The organism is Pseudomonas sp. SWRI51, from assembly GCF_014268825.1.
Taxonomy (GTDB): domain Bacteria; phylum Pseudomonadota; class Gammaproteobacteria; order Pseudomonadales; family Pseudomonadaceae; genus Aquipseudomonas; species Aquipseudomonas farsensis.
In genome coordinates this window covers 44,134-62,845 of record NZ_JABWRG010000002.1, presented here as the reverse complement: position 1 = coordinate 62,845, position 18,712 = coordinate 44,134, and the positions used below count along the sequence as shown (strand labels likewise).

General features: G+C 61.0%; 17 protein-coding genes. 4 read left to right on the top strand and 13 right to left on the bottom strand.

What is annotated here, in order from left to right:
• The first annotated feature begins 7 nt into the window (after positions 1-7).
• Positions 8-814 carry a ketol-acid reductoisomerase gene (locus HU720_RS01080; protein WP_186516589.1) on the top strand — a complete coding sequence of 269 codons (807 nt, stop codon included), beginning with the start codon at positions 8-10 and terminating at the stop codon, positions 812-814.
• A 10-nt stretch (positions 815-824) separates the two neighbouring features.
• Here HU720_RS01080 and HU720_RS01075 read toward each other — a convergent pair whose 3' ends face one another.
• The 10 genes from HU720_RS01075 to HU720_RS01030 all read right to left on the bottom strand — a co-directional run bounded on the left by HU720_RS01075 (position 825) and on the right by HU720_RS01030 (position 12,620).
• A complete protein-coding gene (locus tag HU720_RS01075) occupies positions 825-1,604 on the bottom strand; it encodes a TSUP family transporter (RefSeq protein ID WP_186516588.1) in 780 nt (259 codons plus the stop codon).
• A gap of 144 nt (positions 1,605-1,748) precedes the next feature.
• Positions 1,749-2,555 carry an RHS repeat-associated core domain-containing protein gene (locus HU720_RS01070; protein ID WP_186516581.1) on the bottom strand — a complete coding sequence of 269 codons (807 nt, stop codon included), beginning with the start codon at positions 2,553-2,555 and terminating at the stop codon, positions 1,749-1,751.
• Positions 2,556-2,676: 121 nt separating this feature from the next.
• Complete coding sequence (locus HU720_RS01065; protein WP_186516579.1) at positions 2,677-4,614, bottom strand: DNA topoisomerase III; 1,938 nt, start codon at positions 4,612-4,614, stop codon at positions 2,677-2,679.
• A gap of 160 nt (positions 4,615-4,774) precedes the next feature.
• Positions 4,775-5,209 (bottom strand): GNAT family N-acetyltransferase, encoded by a 435-nt coding sequence (locus HU720_RS01060; protein WP_186516577.1) that lies wholly within the window; start codon positions 5,207-5,209, stop codon positions 4,775-4,777.
• Positions 5,202-6,371 carry a cupin domain-containing protein gene (locus tag HU720_RS01055; RefSeq protein ID WP_186516575.1) on the bottom strand — a complete coding sequence of 390 codons (1,170 nt, stop codon included), beginning with the start codon at positions 6,369-6,371 and terminating at the stop codon, positions 5,202-5,204. Before HU720_RS01055 ends, HU720_RS01060 begins: the two co-directional genes overlap by 8 nt.
• Before the next feature lie 81 nt (positions 6,372-6,452).
• Positions 6,453-7,823, bottom strand: coding sequence for an adenylosuccinate lyase (gene purB, locus HU720_RS01050; RefSeq protein WP_186516573.1), 1,371 nt, complete (start codon positions 7,821-7,823; stop codon positions 6,453-6,455).
• Positions 7,824-7,937: 114 nt separating this feature from the next.
• Positions 7,938-8,564, bottom strand: coding sequence for a high frequency lysogenization protein HflD (hflD, locus tag HU720_RS01045; RefSeq protein ID WP_186516571.1), 627 nt, complete (start codon positions 8,562-8,564; stop codon positions 7,938-7,940).
• Positions 8,561-9,685, bottom strand: coding sequence for a tRNA 2-thiouridine(34) synthase MnmA (mnmA, locus tag HU720_RS01040; protein ID WP_186516569.1), 1,125 nt, complete (start codon positions 9,683-9,685; stop codon positions 8,561-8,563). Before mnmA ends, hflD begins: the two co-directional genes overlap by 4 nt.
• A 58-nt stretch (positions 9,686-9,743) precedes the next feature.
• Positions 9,744-10,184, bottom strand: a complete 441-nt coding sequence (locus HU720_RS01035; protein ID WP_186516566.1) for an NUDIX hydrolase — start codon at positions 10,182-10,184, stop codon at positions 9,744-9,746.
• A 210-nt stretch (positions 10,185-10,394) separates the two neighbouring features.
• The gene (locus tag HU720_RS01030) at positions 10,395-12,620 is read right to left on the bottom strand and encodes an NADP-dependent isocitrate dehydrogenase (RefSeq protein WP_186516564.1); all 2,226 of its coding nucleotides are present in this window, start codon (positions 12,618-12,620) and stop codon (positions 10,395-10,397) included.
• A 425-nt stretch (positions 12,621-13,045) separates the two neighbouring features.
• Here HU720_RS01030 and icd point away from each other — a divergent pair, with 425 nt between their 5' ends.
• A complete protein-coding gene (gene icd, locus HU720_RS01025) occupies positions 13,046-14,302 on the top strand; it encodes an NADP-dependent isocitrate dehydrogenase (protein WP_186516562.1) in 1,257 nt (418 codons plus the stop codon).
• Positions 14,303-14,371: 69 nt separating this feature from the next.
• Here the strand turns inward: icd and HU720_RS01020 are convergent, their stop codons facing one another.
• Positions 14,372-14,659 carry a cold shock domain-containing protein gene (locus HU720_RS01020; protein WP_186516560.1) on the bottom strand — a complete coding sequence of 96 codons (288 nt, stop codon included), beginning with the start codon at positions 14,657-14,659 and terminating at the stop codon, positions 14,372-14,374.
• A gap of 231 nt (positions 14,660-14,890) precedes the next feature.
• On the opposite strand from HU720_RS01020, the gene clpS reads away from it, so the two are divergent.
• Both clpS and clpA read left to right on the top strand, forming a co-directional pair.
• Positions 14,891-15,262, top strand: coding sequence for an ATP-dependent Clp protease adapter ClpS (clpS, locus tag HU720_RS01015; RefSeq protein ID WP_186516551.1), 372 nt, complete (start codon positions 14,891-14,893; stop codon positions 15,260-15,262).
• Positions 15,263-15,292: 30 nt separating this feature from the next.
• Positions 15,293-17,563 carry an ATP-dependent Clp protease ATP-binding subunit ClpA gene (gene clpA / locus HU720_RS01010; RefSeq protein ID WP_186516549.1) on the top strand — a complete coding sequence of 757 codons (2,271 nt, stop codon included), beginning with the start codon at positions 15,293-15,295 and terminating at the stop codon, positions 17,561-17,563.
• Positions 17,564-17,647: 84 nt separating this feature from the next.
• On the opposite strand, the gene infA is transcribed toward clpA, so the two are convergent.
• Both infA and HU720_RS01000 read right to left on the bottom strand, forming a co-directional pair.
• Complete coding sequence (infA, locus tag HU720_RS01005) at positions 17,648-17,866, bottom strand: translation initiation factor IF-1 (RefSeq protein ID WP_002553999.1); 219 nt, start codon at positions 17,864-17,866, stop codon at positions 17,648-17,650.
• Positions 17,867-17,969: 103 nt separating this feature from the next.
• The gene (locus HU720_RS01000; protein WP_186516547.1) at positions 17,970-18,677 is read right to left on the bottom strand and encodes an arginyltransferase; all 708 of its coding nucleotides are present in this window, start codon (positions 18,675-18,677) and stop codon (positions 17,970-17,972) included.
• Between the last annotated feature and the right edge of the window lie 35 nt (positions 18,678-18,712).

The window sequence follows — 18,712 nt, the reverse complement described above, 5'->3', positions numbered from 1 at the left end:
GGCAATCATGAAATCGATATGGCTACTCACGATGGGTTTGGTTTCGTTCAACGCGTTGGCGCTGGCGCCTGACAGCGGTACACCCCTTACACAAAATGCACTTCAGCATGCGCTGATCGAGCCGGCGATGGTCCAGCAGGCCATCGAAATTGCTGATCAGACCGACCGTAATGCTGGGCTTGAACCCCCTGCAGGTGAGTCCCCCATCGTGGTGCTCAAAGGCAGCTCGAATGTCATCATCACAGCGCCCCACGGTACCAAGCCCAAGCGCGGCGCTGACCTGCGCTTTGCTGACGGTGGCGGTACCGCAGCCTTGGCAGTCATGCTCAACAAACTGAGTTGCGCCACGGTGATCTACACCCGCTACCAGCAGAGCGATGACCCCAACCATTCAGAGAACAGCGCCTTCAAAGACGCACTCAACGCCTTGATCAATGAGCGCAAGCCGGTGCTGTTACTGGATATCCACGCCAGTCACGACTTCAGGCCTTACGACCTAGATGTCGGGACCATGGATGGGCAGTCGGTGGCAGGTAGTCAGCAGATGCTGAGCGACCTGATTACGGCGTTGCGTGGGGAGGGGATGGGCAATTTTTCGAGTAATTATTTCTCGGCTGCGAAAAACGCAACCTTGACCAAGCTTGCCAAGGAAAAAGGCGTGCCCGCCATCCAGCTCGAATTCAGCAGCACCTGGATGCGCCCCGCCGAAAACGGGCTGATGGCGCACCGTTTCGCGCAGGTACTGCAGGGCATGGTGCGCTATGTGCGCAGTGTCTCGGACAGCCCCGATGGGGTGTGTAAGCCGCAGGCGTAGATTGAGAGCTTCAGGCCTGGCCGAACCAGTGCTGCCAGGCCAGGCGTACGGTCAGTGCCAATACCACAGTGATGAACACCGGGCGGATGAATTTGCTGCCGCCGCTGATTGCCGTACGCGCGCCAAAGAAGGCACCGACCATGACCGCTAGGCCCATACACAGGCCGACGATGTAATCCACCTGCCCGGAAATGATGAACACGGTCAGCGCCGCGATGTTGCTGACGAAGTTCATGCTGCGCGCAACGCCGCTGGCGCGCACCAGGTCTATGGGGTAGAGCAGCAGGGTGCTGACGGTCCAGAATGCGCCGGTACCGGGGCCGGCCACGCCGTCATAGAAGCCCAGGGTAAAGCCCTGCGGCACCTGCCATTTCTTCTTGATGGGCGCGTCGGCATCCAGCGGCGCTTTTGGCGTACCGCCAAACAGCAAATAGACGCCGCAGGCGAAGACGATTACCGGCAGCATCTTGTTCAGCCATTCGGCTGGCATGAAGTGGGCTATTACTGCGCCGATCAGCGCACCGGCCAGCGTTGCGACCAACGCCGGGCGCCATTGCGCCGGATGGAACAGCTTGCGCCGGTAGTAGGTGAACCCAGCCGTAGCCGAGCCGAAGGTTGAGCTGAGTTTGTTGGTGCCCAGCACCAGGTGCGGTGGCATGCCGGCGGTGAGCAGCGCTGGCGTGGTCAACAGCCCGCCGCCGCCTGCGATGGCGTCGATGAAGCCGGCGACGAAGGCGACCAAGACAAGTATCAGCAGGGTGAGGGGGTCTACGGTGAGTTCGAAGGGCATGGAGTCTAGATAGGTAGGAATAAGGGCGGCAGAGAGCCGTGATTAGAGGTGCATACTAATACTGCCCGCGTGGTCTTGAAAGCTCAGGCGGCTGAAAACACGCGCTTCAGGAAATAATTAGGTAGGCACCGAAGAGAAGATGACTTAGTCATCAAATTTTTGCCACGTTTGAGATCTGGCAGTCTTCATTTCATTTGCTACTGAAGGAGTTATAGATTTGAGCAACTTGTCTAGTTTTTTGGTTGCGGAATGAAGTTTGTTCTGAAGTGATGCTAAGCGCAAATCAGTGTCAATATCGAAGTGTCCTCCCTTATTAACTATAGTATCGATATTCTCTTGGTAAAGCGGGATATTGCGCAATTTTCGAAGTTTGTGCTGGCTAGTATCGGGGTGGTTTGCAACTGGCCAGAATTGTTCGTGGCCCGTCCCAGACTGGGTGGCGAGTTTCGCGGCAGGTCGATAGTCCTTTAGGTTAAACAAAAGTTTCAAAGTAGATGGAATGTGCCCAGAGGGGTCTTGTTTGTTCACCGGGTCTCCATTGCAATATACATAGGCATTAAGCCCACCCTCACCGAAGGGGCTTAAATCGTCAGGGGAATGAAAACGTCTTAGCACAGGATTATAGGCTCTGTAGCCGTTGCCGAATATATAGCATCCAGTATGACGGTCCTGCTGTTGCCCCGTGTAGCCAGTGATAAGGTCATTATTTTCGCTGCCCACGCCGTAGCAGCTGTACGTTAAATGCAGGCCTTTACCATCCTCGACCACGCTGAGCGGTGACCGTTGACTGTGCGTAGCGAGCTGCAAGCACTTAGTCAACCCCGGCAAAGTGTGTTGCTCGGCAAGCGCCAAACCTTCTGTACCGAATACTTGCCGCGCCCTGAACTGGCTGAGAATCAGCTGAAGCTGTTCGCCCCGATAGAACCTGCGTTCCGTAATGCGCTTGGACATAGCTTTGCCTCCGCTGATAGGGGTAAGCCGACATTCCGCTATTTATGGCACGGGCACAACTGACAGAACTATCAGGTGGGCGGGGGCCTGAGGAAAGTCGCTGGCACCCGACGACAAGCGCCTACGCGGGTTTGGCTTTTTTGCTACGGGCGGCTTTGGGTTTGGCGTTGCTGCTTGCTCGGCGTTTTTTCTTCCAGGGCGTTGCCGCCTTGCCGGCAGCCGGCCCGCTGATGGTAAAGCGCATGCCGGCGCAGCGCTGCACCAGCTTGCCCATCCAGGCAGACTGGCGGCTGACGAATTCTTCAAGGCTCATTTCGCCGCTTTGCACCATGTCCAGCGCCTGCTCCCAAATGGCTGTGGTGCCTGGGTCGGCGATGGCGCGGGGTACCGCGTCTATCAAGCTGAAAGCGGCTGGGGTGGCGCTGAGGGCCTTGCCGTTTTTCAGCAGATAGCCACGGTCGAGCAACCCCTGAATGATGCTGGCGCGAGTCGCTTCGGTGCCGATGCCGGTGGTTTCCTTGAGCTTTTGCTTGAGCCTTGGGTCGTCTACCAGCTTGGCGACGTTCTTCATCGCCTTGATCAGGTCGCCTTCGGTAAATGGCTTTGGCGGCTGGGTCCACATGTCCTTGAGGTTCAGGCCATGTACCGAGCAGTTTTGGCCCTTTTGCAGGGCAGGCAGTACTTGGGTCGGCGGTGCTTCACGCCCTTTGGCGGGAGTCAGCGCCTCGGGCAGGGCGCGGCGCCAGCCGGGCTCGACGATCTGCTTGCCGACCGCGCGTAGCGCATGGCCAGCGCAGTCGAAGTCGGCCTGGGTGCGGTCGTACTCGTGGTTAGGCAGAAATTGCGCCAGGTAGCGCGCCCGAACCAGGGTGTACACCGCTTTGTACTTGGGCGGCAGGCGCGCCGGGTCGCTGGCCGCAGCTGTGGGGATGATGCCGTGGTGAGCGCTGACCTTCTGGTCGTTCCAGGCGCGCGACCGGCGCCCAGGCTCAAGGTGCTGCTGTAGCGGTGCGAGGCTTGCGTCGGCGCGTTGCAAGGCTGCCAGGATGGCCGGTGCTTCGCTGTGCTGGCTAACAGGCAGGTAGCCACTGTCGCTGCGCGGGTAGGTGATCAGTTTGTGGGTTTCGTACAACGCCTGGGCGATGTCGAGGGTTTCCTGGGCGCCCAAACCGAGCTTCTTCGAGCAGACCTCTTGCAGCGTGCCGAGGTCGAAGGGCAGGGGAGCGGCTTCGCGCACACGTTCGGTGGCGATTTTTGCCACCTGTGCTGTGCCGGCGGCCTGCATGTCGGCGGCGGCCTGTTGCGCCAACGCCTGGTTCAGGCAGCGGCCTTGATCGTCGCAGGCGTCATCGGGCGCGCGCCACTGGCTGTTGAACACCTGGCCGGCACTGTGCAACTGCACGTCGATGGCCCAGAACGGCACGGGCACGAAGTCGGCGATGCTACGGTCGCGGTCAACCACCAGGCGCAGCGTTGGAGTTTGCACGCGGCCTACTGGCAATACGCCCTGGTAGCCTGACTGGCGCCCGAGCAAGGTAAACAGCCGGCTCATGTTCATGCCGATCAGCCAGTCCGCCCGTGAGCGGCCCAAGGCTGAGTGGTAGAGGCTGAAGGTTTCCTGGCCGGGCAGCAGCCGTGCCAGGGCTTTGCGGATCGAGGCGTCGTCCAGCGCCGATAACCACAGGCGCTGGATCGGGCCCCGGTAGCGGCAGTGTTCGACCAGCTCGCGGGCGATCATTTCACCCTCGCGGTCGGCATCGGTGGCGATCACCAGTTCACGGGCCTCACCGAGCAAGCGCTTGACGGCCTTGTACTGGCTGGCGGTCTTGGGCTTTACGGTCATCTTCCATTTTTCGGGGATGATCGGCAGGTCGTCCAGCGACCAGCGTTTGTAGCGCTGGTCGTAGCTGTCGGGTGGCGCGGTTTCGAGCAGGTGGCCGATGCACCAGGTAACGCACACGTCAGTGCCTTGCCAACAGCCGTCAGCGCGGCGGTTGGCGCCAAGCACTTTGGCGATGTCTTTGGCCTGGGAAGGCTTTTCGCAGAGAAACAGGCGCATGGCCGCAGGCTCATCGGTGGGGATGGGCACTAGAATGCGCAAAGCGCGGCGTGCAGGCAAGTTTTATCTGTATGGATATACAGCTTGGTGTTGCGGGGAATGTATTCTGCGGCAAGCCCGCCCCGCAAGAACGGCTGTCCTTGCGGGGCGGGCGCAGGCATCAGGCGGCGTCGCAGGAGTCGCGGACCATGTCCACATGCGGGATCCCCGCTTCGAGGAACTCTTCGCTGACCACCCGGAAGCCCAGGCGCTCGTAGAACGGCGTGGCGTGTACCTGGGCGCTGAGCATCTGCTGCTTGAGGTCGCGGTTCTGGGCTTCGCCGATGACCGCACGCATCAGCGCATCGCCGACGTTCAGCCCGCGCCAGTCCTTGAGCACCGATACCCGGCCAATGGTGCCGTCAGGCAGCAGGCGGGCGGTACCGATCGGGTAGTCGCCCTCCATGGCCAGAAAATGCACGGCGGTCGGGTCTTCGGCGTCGAACTCGAGCTCTGGCGGCACGTGCTGCTCGGCGACGAACACGGCGCTACGGATACGGTGGATGTCGGCGTTGTCCTTGTGCCAGTCGGCCAGGCGAACACTGATTTTATTCATCGTTGGCAAACCCCAGGCTTCCTTGCTTGACCAGCTGGCACACCAGCAGCAGGCCTTCTTCGTCTGCCAGCCACTTAGCCAGGTTTTCCTGGTGCAGCGCGTCGGCGGCGCAGATCAGTTTCAGCAGCGGGCGCAGATGCCCCGAGAGCAGGCGGCTTTGGCCGCTGGCGAACAGCAGCAGGTTGTCGTCCACTTCCGACCAAGCCAAGCGCGCGCTTGGGTTACGAACAAGGATAGCGCCCTGTTCGAGGCTGTCGAGCAGCTCGGCTTCGTTGAGCTCTTCGCCTGCGACCATTTCCGGGTAGCGCGGCTCGGTCATGAACTGGCCAAACCAGGTCAGCAACAGACGCTCGTCACCCATGTGCTCGGCCAGCAACGCCTTGAGGCGATCGAGGGCGTCGTGCTGGATCTGGTGCGGGTCGGCGACCGGCTGCGCGTCGGCATCGCTGTAACGCTCTTCGTCAGGCAGGAACTGGCTGAGGAAGTCGGTGAAGTGGGTCAGCACTTCGGCAGCGCTCGGGGCGCGGAAGCCCACCGAGTAGGTCAGGCACTCGTCTTCGGCGATGCCGTAGTGGGCCAGGCGTGGCGGCAGGTAGAGCATGTCGCCGGGCTCAAGGCTCCATTCTTCGCTGAGTTCGAAGTCGGCCAGGATACGCAGGTCGGCGTGCTCGATCAGCGGGCTGTCGCTGTTGCACATCTGGCCGATTTTCCAGTTGCGCGTGCCGTGGCCCTGCAGCAGGAACACGTCGTAGTTGTCGAAATGCGGGCCAACGCTGCCGCCAGGGGCTGCGTAGCTGATCATTACATCGTCGATACGCCAGCTTGGCAGGAAGCGGAATTCTTCGAGCAATTCGGCGACTTCCGGTACGAACTGGTCCACCGCTTGTACCAGCAGGGTCCAGTCACGCTCGGGCAGGTCGGCGAAGGCGTCTTCCGCGAACGGGCCGCGGCGCATTTCCCAGGGGCGCTCGCCGTGCTCGAGCACCAGGCGCGACTCGACTTCTTCTTCAAGTGCCAGGCCCGCCAGTTCGTCGGGGTCGATGGGGCTGACGAAGTCGGTGAACGCCTGACGCACCAGTAGCGGCTTCTTCTGCCAGTAGTCGCGCAGGAATTCACGGGCAGTAAGGCCGCCAAGCAGTTGCAGTGGAGTATCAGAATTCATGTTCAACCTATTGAAAAAACGCAATTTTTGTACGGGAATAAAAACGCCCGGCTAGGCCGGGCGTAGGAGGCGACGCTCAGCTTAGACGCGTTTGGCCTGGGCCACTGCGTTACCGATGTAGGTCGCAGGCGTGAGCAGCTTGAGCTCGGCCTTGGCGTCGGCTGGCATGTCCAGGCCGTCGATGAAGGTCAGCAGTGCTTCAGGGGTGATGCCCTTGCCACGGGTCAGCTCTTTGAGCTTCTCGTAGGGGTTCTCGATGTTGAAGCGGCGCATCACGGTCTGGATCGGCTCGGCGAGGACTTCCCAGCAGGCGTCCAGGTCGGCAGCGATACGGGCGTGGTTGACTTCCAGCTTGCCAATACCCTTGAGGCTGGCCTCGTAGGCGATGACGCTGTGGGCAAAACCAACGCCCAGGTTGCGCAGCACGGTGGAGTCGGTCAGGTCACGCTGCCAGCGCGAAACCGGCAGCTTGCTGGCCAGGTGCTGGAACAGTGCGTTGGCGATACCCAGGTTGCCTTCGGAGTTTTCGAAGTCGATTGGGTTGACCTTGTGCGGCATGGTCGAGGAGCCGATTTCGCCGGCAACGGTTTTTTGCTTGAAGTAGCCCAGCGAGATGTAGCCCCAGACGTCGCGGTCGAAGTCGATGAGGATGGTGTTGAAACGGGCGATGGCGTCGAACAGCTCGGCGATGTAGTCGTGCGGCTCGATTTGCGTGGTGTACGGGTTGAACTGCAGGCCCAGCTCGTCTTCGATGAAGGCGCGTGCGTTCTCTTCCCAGTCGATTTGCGAGTAAGCCGACAGGTGGGCGTTGTAGTTGCCTACGGCGCCGTTGATCTTGCCCAGCAGCGGCACGGCGGCCACTTGCGCGATCTGGCGCTCCAGGCGGTAGACCACGTTGGCCAGCTCTTTGCCCAAGGTAGTCGGCGAAGCCGGCTGGCCATGGGTGCGCGACAGCATCGGCACGTCGGCGTGGGCGTGGGCCAGGGCGCGGATCGACTCGGCGATCTGGCGCATCAGCGGCAGCAGCACGTCATCACGGCCAGCGCGCAGCATCAGGGCGTGGGACAGGTTGTTGATGTCCTCGCTGGTGCAGGCGAAGTGGATGAACTCGCTGACCTTGGCCAGTTCAGGCAACTGTGCCGCCTGCTCCTTGAGCAGGTACTCGATGGCCTTGACGTCGTGGTTGGTGGTGCGTTCGATTTCCTTGACGCGCTCGGCGTGCTCAAGCTTGAAATCGGTGGCCAGGCTGTCCAGCACGGCATTGGCTTGGGCGCTGAATGCTGGCACTTCGCCGACCTGCGGGTGAGCGGCCAGGCGTTGCAGCCAGCGCACTTCAACCAGAGCGCGGAAGCGGATCAGGCCGAACTCGCTGAAAATAGGGCGCAAGGCCTGGGTTTTGCCGGCATAACGGCCGTCTACAGGGGAAACCGCAGTGAGCGAAGAAAGCTGCATGGGGTGTTCTCGGACAGTCAGGCTTTTGGAGGGCGCATATCATACATGAAAAATGCGCCGGAGTCGGGTGGCTGACCAAAGGTCGGGCCGTTTTGAAGCGTGTAGGCGCGGCGTTCAGGATTCGGTGCGCATCAGGCCATACAGTTCGTTGAGCAGCTTGCGGCGGCTGAAGACCAGCTGCCAGCGGTGCCCGCCCAATTGGCGCCACAGGCGCGCGGCGCGGATGCCGGCCAGCAGGATGGCGCGGATCTTCGAGGCGTTGTTGGCCTGCTGCAGGAAGCGCATGTCGCCATGCACCTGGATCCGTTGGCGCAAGGTGCTCAGGGTGTCCTGGTAGAGCGCGCCACTGGAGGCGATGACGTTGTCGTGAACCAGGCCGAAGTGGTCGGCCTGGGACTGAATTTGTGGCAGGCGGTTGCCGATGGTGTCGAGCAGGTCGCCGCGCTTGTTCAGCTGGCGCTCAAGGCCGAGCATCGACAGCGCATAGCGCAGCGGTTCGCGCTGCAGGCTGCTGGGGTCGCGCTCCAGCGCCCCTACCAGTGCCCGGTAGCCGTCGCGCAGGTTCAGGTCGTCGCCGCCGAACACTTCAAGGGTGTCGTTGGGGTCGCGTACCAGCAGGCTGCCGAGCATGCAGCCGATATTGGCCTCGCTGGCCTGCCCGGTGCGGGCGATACGGTCGACCAGTACAGCGGCCTGGAACACGCCGCCCAGGGCGACCAGTTGCTCCTGCAGGTTGTTCATGCGCGCGGGCTCCATGGCTCGGCGGTTTCGATCACGCCGCCGCCCAGGCACACCTCACCGTCATAGAACACCACGGACTGGCCGGGGGTCACAGCGCGCTGGGGCTCGGCGAATACGGCGCGATAGCCGTCTGCTGTGCGTTCCAGGGTGCACTGTTGGTCACCCTGGCGGTAGCGGACCTTGGCGGTCAGCTGGCGCGGGCTGGACAGGTCGACCGGGTTGACCCAGAAGATTTCCGAAGCCAGCAGCGCACGCGAGAACAGCCAGGGGTGTTCGTTGCCTTGGCCCACCACCAGTACGTTACGCACCAAGTCCTTGTGCAGCACGTACCACGGCTCGTCGCCTGCGTCTTTGAGGCCGCCGATGCCAAGGCCCTGGCGCTGACCGATGGTGTGGTACATCAGGCCGTGATGGCGGCCGATCACGTCGCCTTCGGTGGTTTCGATATTGCCTGGCTGGGCCGGCAGGTACTGCTTGAGGAAGTCACTGAAGCGGCGCTCGCCTATGAAGCAGATGCCGGTCGAGTCCTTTTTCTTGGCGGTGGCCAGGCCGTGTTTTTCGGCGATGGCGCGCACTTCGGGCTTTTCCAGTTCGCCCACCGGGAACAGTGTGCGGGCAATTTCATTGCCGCCCACGGCATGCAGGAAGTAGCTCTGGTCCTTGTTCGGGTCCAGGCCCTTGAGCAACTCGGTAAGGCTGCCGGTGTCGCGGCGGCGCACGTAGTGGCCGGTTGCGATCAGGTCGGCGCCAAGCGACAGGGCGTAGTCGAGGAACGCCTTGAACTTGATTTCGCGGTTGCAAAGGATGTCCGGGTTGGGCGTACGGCCGGCTTTGTATTCTTCGAGGAAATGCTCGAACACGTTATCCCAGTATTCGGCGGCGAAGTTGGCGGTATGCAGCTTGATGCCGATACGGTCGCACACGGCCTGGGCATCTGCCAGGTCTTCGCGGGCGGTGCAGTATTCGGTGCCGTCGTCCTCTTCCCAGTTTTTCATGAACAGCCCTTCCACCTGGTAGCCCTGCTCGATGAGCAGAAGGGCGGAGACGGATGAGTCCACGCCGCCGGACATGCCGACGATGACGCGGGTCTTGGCGGGGTCTTTGAGTGCTGGGTTGGTCATGGCTACCGGTGTGTTTCAGGGGGAAAAGCGCCGATTCTAGCAAACCCGTGAGCTGGCGTCAGTCGCGCAGCAATGCAAGGCTGTGCAGCGGCCCTGCCAGGTAGTCATCCAGGCAGCGCGGCACCAGCTCGCTGCGCCAGCGTTCCGGGGCGGCCAGCAGTTCGTCGCGGCTCAGCCAAACGGCGCGGACGATGTCGCTGTCCAGTGCGCGGTCGGGGTGATGGCGCAGGGGGCGGGCGGCGAAGCAGATGCGCTGGTAGGTGACCCCGTTGCTCGGTGCGGTGTACAGGTAAATGCCCACCACGCCGGTAAGCTCCACGTCCCAGGCGGTTTCTTCGAGGGTTTCGCGCAGTGCGGCCTGGGCCAGGGTTTCATTGGCTTCGAGGTGGCCGGCGGGCTGATTGAAGACGTGCTGGCCGGCTTTGAATTCTTCGACGAACAGAAACTTGCCGTCACGTTCGACGACGGTGGCGACGGTGATGTGGGGTTGCCAGGACACGGTCGATACTCTCCCTAAAGTGGCAAGCTTTGAGCGGCAAGCGGCAAGCGGCAAGCGGCAAGCGGCAAGCGGCAAGCGGCAAGCGGCAAGCGACAAGCCGACGCGGCACGCGGACTGCTTCAGCGTGTAGCTGGCCGCTCAAAGCTTGCGGCTCAAAAAGCACAAACCCCGGTGCGTGGCCGGGGTTTGTGGGGTTACTTCAAGCGAGCCTTACAGTGCGGCAATGGCGCTGTTCAGGGTCTTGCTTGGGCGCATCACCTTGGCGGTCAGCTCGGCATCCGGGGCGTAGTAGCCACCGATGTCGGCTGGCTTGCCCTGAACGGCGTTGAGCTCGGCGACAATAGTCTCCTCGTTCTCGGCCAGGGTTTTAGCCAGCGGAGCGAAGCGCGCTTGCAGCGCTGCATCGTCAGACTGTGCAGCCAGTGCTTCGGCCCAGTACAGGGTCAGGTAGAAGTGGCTGCCGCGGTTGTCGATGCCACCCACTTTGCGCGAAGGCGACTTGTTGGTGTCGAGGAACTTGCCGGTAGCCTGGTCCAGGGTATTGGCCAGAACCTTGGCGCGCGGGTTGTCGTAGGTGTTGCCCAAGTGCTCCAGCGATGCCGCCAGCGCCAGGAATTCACCCAGCGAGTCCCAGCGCAGGAAGTTTTCTTCGACCAGTTGCTGTACGTGCTTCGGAGCCGAACCGCCGGCGCCGGTTTCGAACAGGCCACCGCCGTTCATCAGCGGTACGATCGACAGCATCTTGGCGCTGGTGCCCAGCTCCATGATCGGGAACAGGTCGGTCAGGTAGTCGCGCAGCACGTTGCCGGTCACCGAAATGGTGTCCTTGCCTTCGCGAATACGGGCCAGGGAGAACTTGATGGCATCGACCGGGGCCATGACACGGATGTCCAGGCCAGTGGTGTCGTGGTCTTTCAGGTAACGCTGTACCTTCTCGATCATGACGCCGTCGTGGGCGCGGGCCGGATCCAGCCAGAATACTGCTGGGGTGCCGCTCAGGCGGGCGCGGTTGACGGCCAGCTTGACCCAGTCCTGGATCGGCGCGTCTTTGGTCTGGCACATACGGAAGATGTCGCCAGCTTCGACGTTCTGCTCCAGAACCACCTTGCCTTTGCTGTCGACAACGCGCACGACGCCGTCAGCCTGAACCTGGAAGGTCTTGTCGTGGGAGCCGTACTCTTCGGCTTTTTGGGCCATCAGGCCGACGTTCGGCACGCTACCCATGGTGGTTGGGTCCAGGGCACCATGCTTTTTGCAGTCTTCGATGGTGGCCTGGTAGATGCCGGCGTAGCAGCGGTCCGGGATGATCGCCTTGGCGTCCTGCAGTTCACCGGCGGTGTTCCACATTTTGCCCGAGTCGCGGATCATTGCAGGCATCGAGGCGTCGACGATGACGTCGCTCGGCACGTGCAGGTTGGTAATGCCTTTGTCCGAGTTGACCATGGCCAGGGCCGGGCGAACGGCGTACAGGGCCTGGATGTCGGCTTCGATCTCGGCCTGCTTGTCAGCTGGCAGGTCCTTGATGCGGGCGTACAGGTCGCCGATGCCGTTGTTGGCGTTGAAGCCCACTTCGGCAAGGGCAGCTGCGTGCTTGTTCAGCACTTCGCCGTAGAAGGCTTCGACGATCACGCCGAACATGATCGGGTCGGAGACCTTCATCATGGTGGCTTTCAGGTGAACCGACAGCAGCACGCCGGAGGCCTTGGCATCAGCGATCTGCTCGGTGATGAAGGTTTTCAGGGCTTTGCGGCTCAAGGTAGCGCAGTCGACCACTTCGGCGGCTTTGACTGCGGTCTTTTCTTTCAGCACGGTGGTGCTGCCGTCTTTGCCGACCAGCTCGATGCGCAGGCTGTCGTCAGCTTCGATCAGGGCTGCCTTTTCGCTGCCGTAGAAGTCGCCGCTGTTCATGTGCGCAACGTGGGACTGCGAGTCTGCGGCCCAGGCGCCCATCTTGTGCGGGTGCTTGCGTGCGTAGTTCTTGACCGACAGCGGTGCGCGGCGGTCGGAGTTGCCTTCGCGCAGAACCGGGTTTACGGCGCTGCCCTTGATGCGGTCGTAGCGAGCGCGGGATTCTTTTTCCTCGGCGCTGGCTGGCTCGTCGGCGTAGTCAGGGATGTTGAAGCCTTTGGCTTGCAGCTCCTTGATGGCGGCCTTGAGCTGCGGGACCGATGCAGAAATGTTCGGCAGCTTGATGATGTTGGCTTCGGGGGTGGTTGCCAGTTGGCCCAGCTCCGCCAGGTGATCGCCTACCTGCTTCTCTGCGCCCAAGTGCTCCGGGAACGACGCGAGGATACGGCCAGCCAGGGAGATATCGCGGGTTTCGACGGCGATGTCAGCCGAGGCGGTGAACGCTTCGACGATCGGCAGCAGCGAGTAGGTGGCGAGGGCGGGGGCTTCGTCGGTGAAGGTATAGATGATCTTGGAACGGGTGGGCATGCGGGTTAACTCTCTATGTGCTGAGCGTACTCGAGTCTCGAGGTGCGCAGGGTAGGCGCATCGCCCTGGCAGCGCCATGAGCGGAAAGTCGAGAGGCTGCGAGCGGTGATGGTGGATGCATCAGTCGAGCGTCAATTGCTGAGCTGCGGTAACAACCCAGACTTGGTGGCCGTTCGTGGCCTAGGGCGAGCCGCATTTCCAAGGGTTCGCCCCGATGACCTAGCGGTCAGCGCCGGAGTATACCAAACCCTTTGGGCTATTCAGCAAGGTCAAGTGCGTTCGCGCCATTTATAAGACCAAAGACGTAGGGGCAATGTGGCGGGTTGTCGCAGGTGGCAGGCGGGCTTGCAGGTCGACGGATGTGGTTTAGGCTCAGTGCAGCGCACGCTTTCCAACCCACCAGCAACGACGCGGAGTAGTGCAGCATGGGATACCAGAAAATCAAGGTTCCGGCTGACGGCAGCAAGATCACCGTCAATGCAGACCATTCGCTCAATGTGCCTGACAACCCGATCATTCCGTACATCGAAGGGGATGGCATCGGCGTGGATGTCTCGCCAGTCATGATCAAAGTCGTGGACGCCGCGGTGCTCAAGGCCTACGGCGGCAAGCGCAAGATCGCTTGGATGGAAGTCTACGCTGGCGAGAAGGCCACTCAGGTGTATGACCAGGACACCTGGCTGCCCGAGGAAACCCTACAGGCGGTCAAGGACTACGTGGTGTCGATCAAGGGGCCGCTGACCACGCCAGTGGGTGGCGGTATCCGTTCGCTGAACGTGGCCTTGCGCCAGCAACTGGACCTGTATGTATGCCTGCGCCCGGTGCTGTGGTTCGAAGGCGTGCCGAGCCCGGTCAAGAAGCCGGGTGATGTGGACATGGTGATCTTCCGCGAGAACTCCGAGGATATCTACGCCGGCATCGAGTGGAAGGCAGGGTCACCTGAGGCGGACAAGGTGATCAAGTTTCTCAAGGAGGAAATGGGCGTTACCAAGATTCGTTTCGACCAGGACTGTGGCATTGGTATCAAACCTGTGTCCAAGCAGGGCACTCAGCGCCTGGTGCGTAAAGCCTTGCAGTATGTGGTGGACAACGATCGCGAGTCGCTGACCCTGGTGCACAAGGGCAACATCATGAAATTCACTGAAGGGGCGTTCAAGGACTGGGGCTATGAAGTGGCGCGCGACGAGTTTGGCGCCGAATTGCTCGATGGTGGCCCGTGGATGAAGTTCAAGAACCCGGTCAGCGGCCGCGAGGTGGTCGTCAAGGACGCCATCGCCGACGCCATGCTGCAGCAGATCCTGCTGCGCCCGGCCGAATACGACGTGATCGCGACCCTTAACCTCAACGGCGACTATCTGTCGGATGCGCTGGCCGCGGAGGTGGGCGGCATCGGCATTGCCCCTGGCGCCAACCTGTCGGACACGGTGGCGATGTTCGAGGCGACGCACGGTACTGCGCCCAAATATGCAGGCCAGGACAAGGTTAACCCCGGCTCGGTGATTCTTTCGGCGGAAATGATGTTGCGGCACATGGGCTGGACGCAAGCCGCTGACCTGATCATCAAGGGCACCAACGGGGCCATTGCCGCCAAAACTGTAACCTACGATTTCGAGCGCCTGATGGATGGCGCGACGCTGGTCGGCAGTTCGGGGTTTGGCGACGAAATGATCAAGCATATGTAAGCGCAGGGCATAAAAAACCGGTCAGCTGCTTTTCGCAGTGACCGGTCTGTTTCGGAAGGAGGACGGTTATCAGGTCTGGACGGTTTCACGTTCAAGCGGTGCGGCTTCAGCGAGCGGCTTGGCGCCACTGAGCGTCTTGGCCATTTCGGCATCGATGATATTTTTCGCCAGCAGCCCCTTCGGCCCCTGTACTACCTCAAACACCACCAACTGCCCGGCTTTGAGGGTTTTGTAGGCGCCGTCGGTACCCATGTTGATAGCTGAGAAGTGGGCGAACACGTCGGCATCGCTATCGTGTTCGTTGACGAATCCAAAACCCTTGGCGTTGTTGAACCACTTGACTTTACCGCTTGTCATCCCTATGTCCCTCTGCAAAGGACTCCATCACTGGAGTATCATCCACTTCATCCGCATACGAACCTTGCGTAAAAATCTGGTTGACTGCGCGGATCTTTATCGACCACGGTGGGTTCCTATTGGTTGTAACACCGTTTTGCCGATAGTCAAGGTCACCCGGCGCCCGCGCCGAGCGGGCTCCGTGCAGTCAACCGACAACCTTAACTTGTCGATCATGATGAAATTCTTTCCATGCATGTATTCAGTAAGATTCGACTAACATTCAATCAGGATCGCCCGTCACAGGATGACGGACACGAGGATGATGGTGCCGGCCTTGCGGTTCAGGAGGCCAAGCCGCTTTTGCAGGCGCCACCGATGTACAAGGTGGTTTTGTTCAACGATGACTACACACCGATGGATTTCGTCGTCGAAGTGCTCGAGACGTTCTTCAATCTGAACCGCGAGCTGGCGACCAAGATCATGCTGACCGTCCATACCGAGGGGCGGGCAGTGTGCGGATTGTTTACCCGGGACATCGCCGAAACGAAGGCCATGCAGGTCAACCAATACGCCAGGGAAAGCCAGCATCCGCTACTCTGTGAAATCGAGAAGGACGGTTAATCGCCGACCACTTGGGTATGAGGTGAAGCTATGTTAAACCGCGAGCTCGAAGTCACCCTCAATCTGGCCTTCAAGGAGGCCCGTTCGAAGCGTCATGAGTTCATGACCGTCGAACACCTGCTGCTGGCACTCCTTGACAATGAGGCTGCCGCGACCGTTCTGCGCGCCTGTGGCGCCAATCTCGACAAGCTCAAGCATGATCTGCAAGAGTTCATCGACTCCACCACGCCGCTGATCCCTGTGCACGACGAAGATCGTGAAACGCAACCGACGCTGGGCTTCCAGCGGGTGCTGCAGCGCGCGGTGTTCCACGTGCAAAGCTCCGGCAAGCGTGAGGTGACCGGCGCCAATGTGCTGGTGGCCATTTTCAGCGAACAGGAAAGCCAGGCTGTGTTTCTGCTCAAGCAGCAGAGCGTGGCCCGTATTGACGTGGTCAACTACATTGCCCACGGCATCAGCAAGGTGCCGGGGCATGGGCCACACACCGACAGCGACCAGGATATGCAGGACGAAGAGGGCGGCGAAACGTCGTCGTCCAGCAACCCGCTGGATGCCTACGCCAGCAACCTGAATGAACTGGCCCGTGCCGGGCGTATCGACCCGTTGGTCGGCCGCGAGCAGGAGGTCGAGCGCGTGGCGCAGATTCTTGCCCGTCGGCGCAAGAACAACCCGCTGCTGGTCGGCGAGGCTGGTGTGGGCAAAACGGCTATCGCCGAAGGCCTGGCCAAGCGTATTGTCGATGGTCAGGTGCCTGACCTGCTGGCGCAAAGCGTGGTCTACTCGCTCGACCTCGGCGCATTGCTTGCCGGTACCAAATATCGCGGCGATTTCGAGAAGCGTTTCAAGGCGCTGCTTGGCGAGCTGCGCAAGCGCCCGCAGGCAATTCTGTTCATCGATGAAATCCACACCATCATCGGTGCCGGGGCTGCCTCTGGCGGCGTCATGGATGCCTCCAACTTGCTCAAGCCACTGTTGTCGTCGGGTGATATCCGCTGCATTGGCTCGACCACCTTCCAGGAATTCCGTGGCATCTTCGAGAAGGACCGTGCTCTGGCCCGGCGCTTCCAGAAGGTTGACGTGTCGGAACCCTCCGTCGAGGACACAGTGGGCATTCTGCGTGGGCTCAAAGGCCGTTTCGAGAGCCACCACAACATCGAGTACAGCGACGAAGCCCTGCGCGCCGCGGCCGAGCTAGCCTCGCGCTACATCAACGACCGTCATATGCCCGACAAGGCAATTGACGTGATCGACGAAGCTGGCGCCTATCAGCGCCTGCAGCCTGAGGCAAATCGCGTCAAGCGTATCGATGTGCCGCAGGTAGAAGATATCGTCGCCAAGATTGCGCGCATTCCGCCAAAGCATGTCAGCAGCTCCGACAAAGAACTGCTGCGTAACCTTGAGCGGGACCTCAAGCTCACCGTGTTCGGCCAGGATGCCGCCATCGACTCGCTGTCGACGGCCATCAAGCTGTCCCGTGCGGGCTTGAAGGCGCCAGACAAGCCTGTGGGTTCGTTCCTGTTCGCCGGCCCTACCGGCGTGGGCAAGACCGAGGCCGCGCGGCAGTTGGCCAAGGCGCTGGGTGTCGAGTTGGTGCGCTTCGATATGTCGGAGTACATGGAACGGCACACTGTGTCGCGCCTGATCGGTGCGCCGCCGGGCTACGTCGGCTTTGATCAAGGCGGTCTGTTGACTGAGGCGATCACCAAGCAGCCGCACTGTGTATTGTTGCTCGATGAAATCGAGAAGGCGCACCCTGAAGTCTTCAACCTGCTGCTGCAGGTGATGGACCACGGCACCCTGACCGACAACAACGGGCGCAAGGCGGACTTCCGCAACGTGATCCTGATCATGACCACCAACGCCGGCGCCGAAACCGCTGCGCGGGCCTCGATCGGCTTCACCCATCAGGACCACTCGTCCGATGCCATGGAAGTCATTCGCAAGGCGTTCACACCGGAGTTCCGCAACCGTCTGGACACCATCATCCAGTTTGGTCGTCTGTCCCACGAGACCATCAAGAGCATCGTCGACAAGTTCCTCATCGAACTGCAGGCGCAGCTGGAGGACAAGCGTGTGTTGCTGGAAGTCAGCGACGACGCGCGCGGCTGGCTGGCGGCGTCGGGCTACGATGTGCAAATGGGCGCACGGCCAATGGCGCGGTTGATCCAGGACAAGATCAAGCGGCCGCTGGCCGAGGAGATCCTGTTCGGCGAGCTGGCCGAGCATGGCGGTGTGGTCCACATCGACCTGCGCGACGGCGAACTGGTGTTCGACTACGAAACCACGGCTGAGGTGGCGTAACGCACGTGCGGGGCTTGCCCCGCACTGTTTGCAAAACCCATGAAAAAGCCCGGCACATTGGCCGGGCTTTTTCATGGCTGAAGCTTAGCGGGCGCGGTAGGTGATGCGGCCCTTGCTCAGGTCGTAGGGCGTCAGCTCGACGCGGACCTTGTCGCCAGTGAGAATACGAATGTAGTTCTTGCGCATCTTTCCGGAGATGTGCGCGGTAACGACGTGCCCGTTTTCCAACTCCACGCGGAACATGGTGTTAGGTAGGGTGTCGACGACAGTGCCTTCCATTTCGAAGCTGTCTTCTTTCGACATGCAGTAAAGCCCTCGGTGTCCAGTGTTGGCCCGACGCGTGACTGCACCGGGCTAAAAAAGTGGCGTGGATTATGCCCGAAAATTGTGTTTCAAGCCAATGCTTTCAATTAAGGCTTACCCAGCGCTGATTGATCAGCAATTCGATAGGCCGGTACTGGGTCTTGTAGTTCATTTTCTTGCAGTTCTTGATCCAGTAGCCAAGATAAACCGCCTCAAGCTCCAGGCGCAGCGCCTCGCCGATTTGCCACAAGATAGCGTAGCGGCCGAGGCTGCGGCGCTCTTCGGCGGGTTCGTAGAAGGTGTACACCGCTGACAGGCCATTGGGCAGCAGGTCGCACACCGCGACCGCCAGCAGGCGGCCTTCGAGGCGGAATTCGTAGAACCAGCTGAACGGCAGGTCGCGCACCAGAAAAGTGGAAAACTGGTCGCGGCTTGGCGGATACATATCGCCATCGGCATGGCGCTGTTCGATATAGCGCCGGTACAGGTCGAAATATTCTTCGGTGAACACCGGGCGCGTGGCGGTGACGACAAGGTCGGTATTGCGCTTGACGATGCGCCGCTGTTGGCGGTTGGGTATGAACCGTGCGGCTGGAATGCGCGCCGGCACGCAGGCGTTGCAATGCTGGCAGTGGGGGCGGTACAGGTGGTCGCCGCTGCGCCGAAAGCCCATTTCCGACAGGTCGGCATACACATGCACATCCATCGGCTGGCTGGGGTCGAGAAACAGCGTGGTAGCCTGCTCGCCAGGCAGGTAGCTGCAGGAGTGGGGTTGAGTGGCATAAAACTTCAACCGCGCCAGCTCTGTCATGATCCACCCCTTACCGGTGAGACTTTGTCTGTAAG

Coding starts and splice junctions, on each gene's coding strand:
- HU720_RS01080 (WP_186516589.1), top strand. CDS start 8: ATGAAATCGATATGGCTACTCACGATGGGTTTGGTTTCGTTCAACGCG.
- HU720_RS01075 (WP_186516588.1), bottom strand. CDS start 1,604: ATGCCCTTCGAACTCACCGTAGACCCCCTCACCCTGCTGATACTTGTC.
- HU720_RS01070 (WP_186516581.1), bottom strand. CDS start 2,555: ATGTCCAAGCGCATTACGGAACGCAGGTTCTATCGGGGCGAACAGCTT.
- HU720_RS01065 (WP_186516579.1), bottom strand. CDS start 4,614: ATGCGCCTGTTTCTCTGCGAAAAGCCTTCCCAGGCCAAAGACATCGCC.
- HU720_RS01060 (WP_186516577.1), bottom strand. CDS start 5,209: ATGAATAAAATCAGTGTTCGCCTGGCCGACTGGCACAAGGACAACGCC.
- HU720_RS01055 (WP_186516575.1), bottom strand. CDS start 6,371: ATGAATTCTGATACTCCACTGCAACTGCTTGGCGGCCTTACTGCCCGT.
- purB (WP_186516573.1), bottom strand. CDS start 7,823: ATGCAGCTTTCTTCGCTCACTGCGGTTTCCCCTGTAGACGGCCGTTAT.
- hflD (WP_186516571.1), bottom strand. CDS start 8,564: ATGAACAACCTGCAGGAGCAACTGGTCGCCCTGGGCGGCGTGTTCCAG.
- mnmA (WP_186516569.1), bottom strand. CDS start 9,685: ATGACCAACCCAGCACTCAAAGACCCCGCCAAGACCCGCGTCATCGTC.
- HU720_RS01030 (WP_186516564.1), bottom strand. CDS start 12,620: ATGCCCACCCGTTCCAAGATCATCTATACCTTCACCGACGAAGCCCCC.
- icd (WP_186516562.1), top strand. CDS start 13,046: ATGGGATACCAGAAAATCAAGGTTCCGGCTGACGGCAGCAAGATCACC.
- HU720_RS01020 (WP_186516560.1), bottom strand. CDS start 14,659: ATGACAAGCGGTAAAGTCAAGTGGTTCAACAACGCCAAGGGTTTTGGA.
- clpS (WP_186516551.1), top strand. CDS start 14,891: ATGCATGTATTCAGTAAGATTCGACTAACATTCAATCAGGATCGCCCG.
- clpA (WP_186516549.1), top strand. CDS start 15,293: ATGTTAAACCGCGAGCTCGAAGTCACCCTCAATCTGGCCTTCAAGGAG.
- infA (WP_002553999.1), bottom strand. CDS start 17,866: ATGTCGAAAGAAGACAGCTTCGAAATGGAAGGCACTGTCGTCGACACC.
- HU720_RS01000 (WP_186516547.1), bottom strand. CDS start 18,677: ATGACAGAGCTGGCGCGGTTGAAGTTTTATGCCACTCAACCCCACTCC.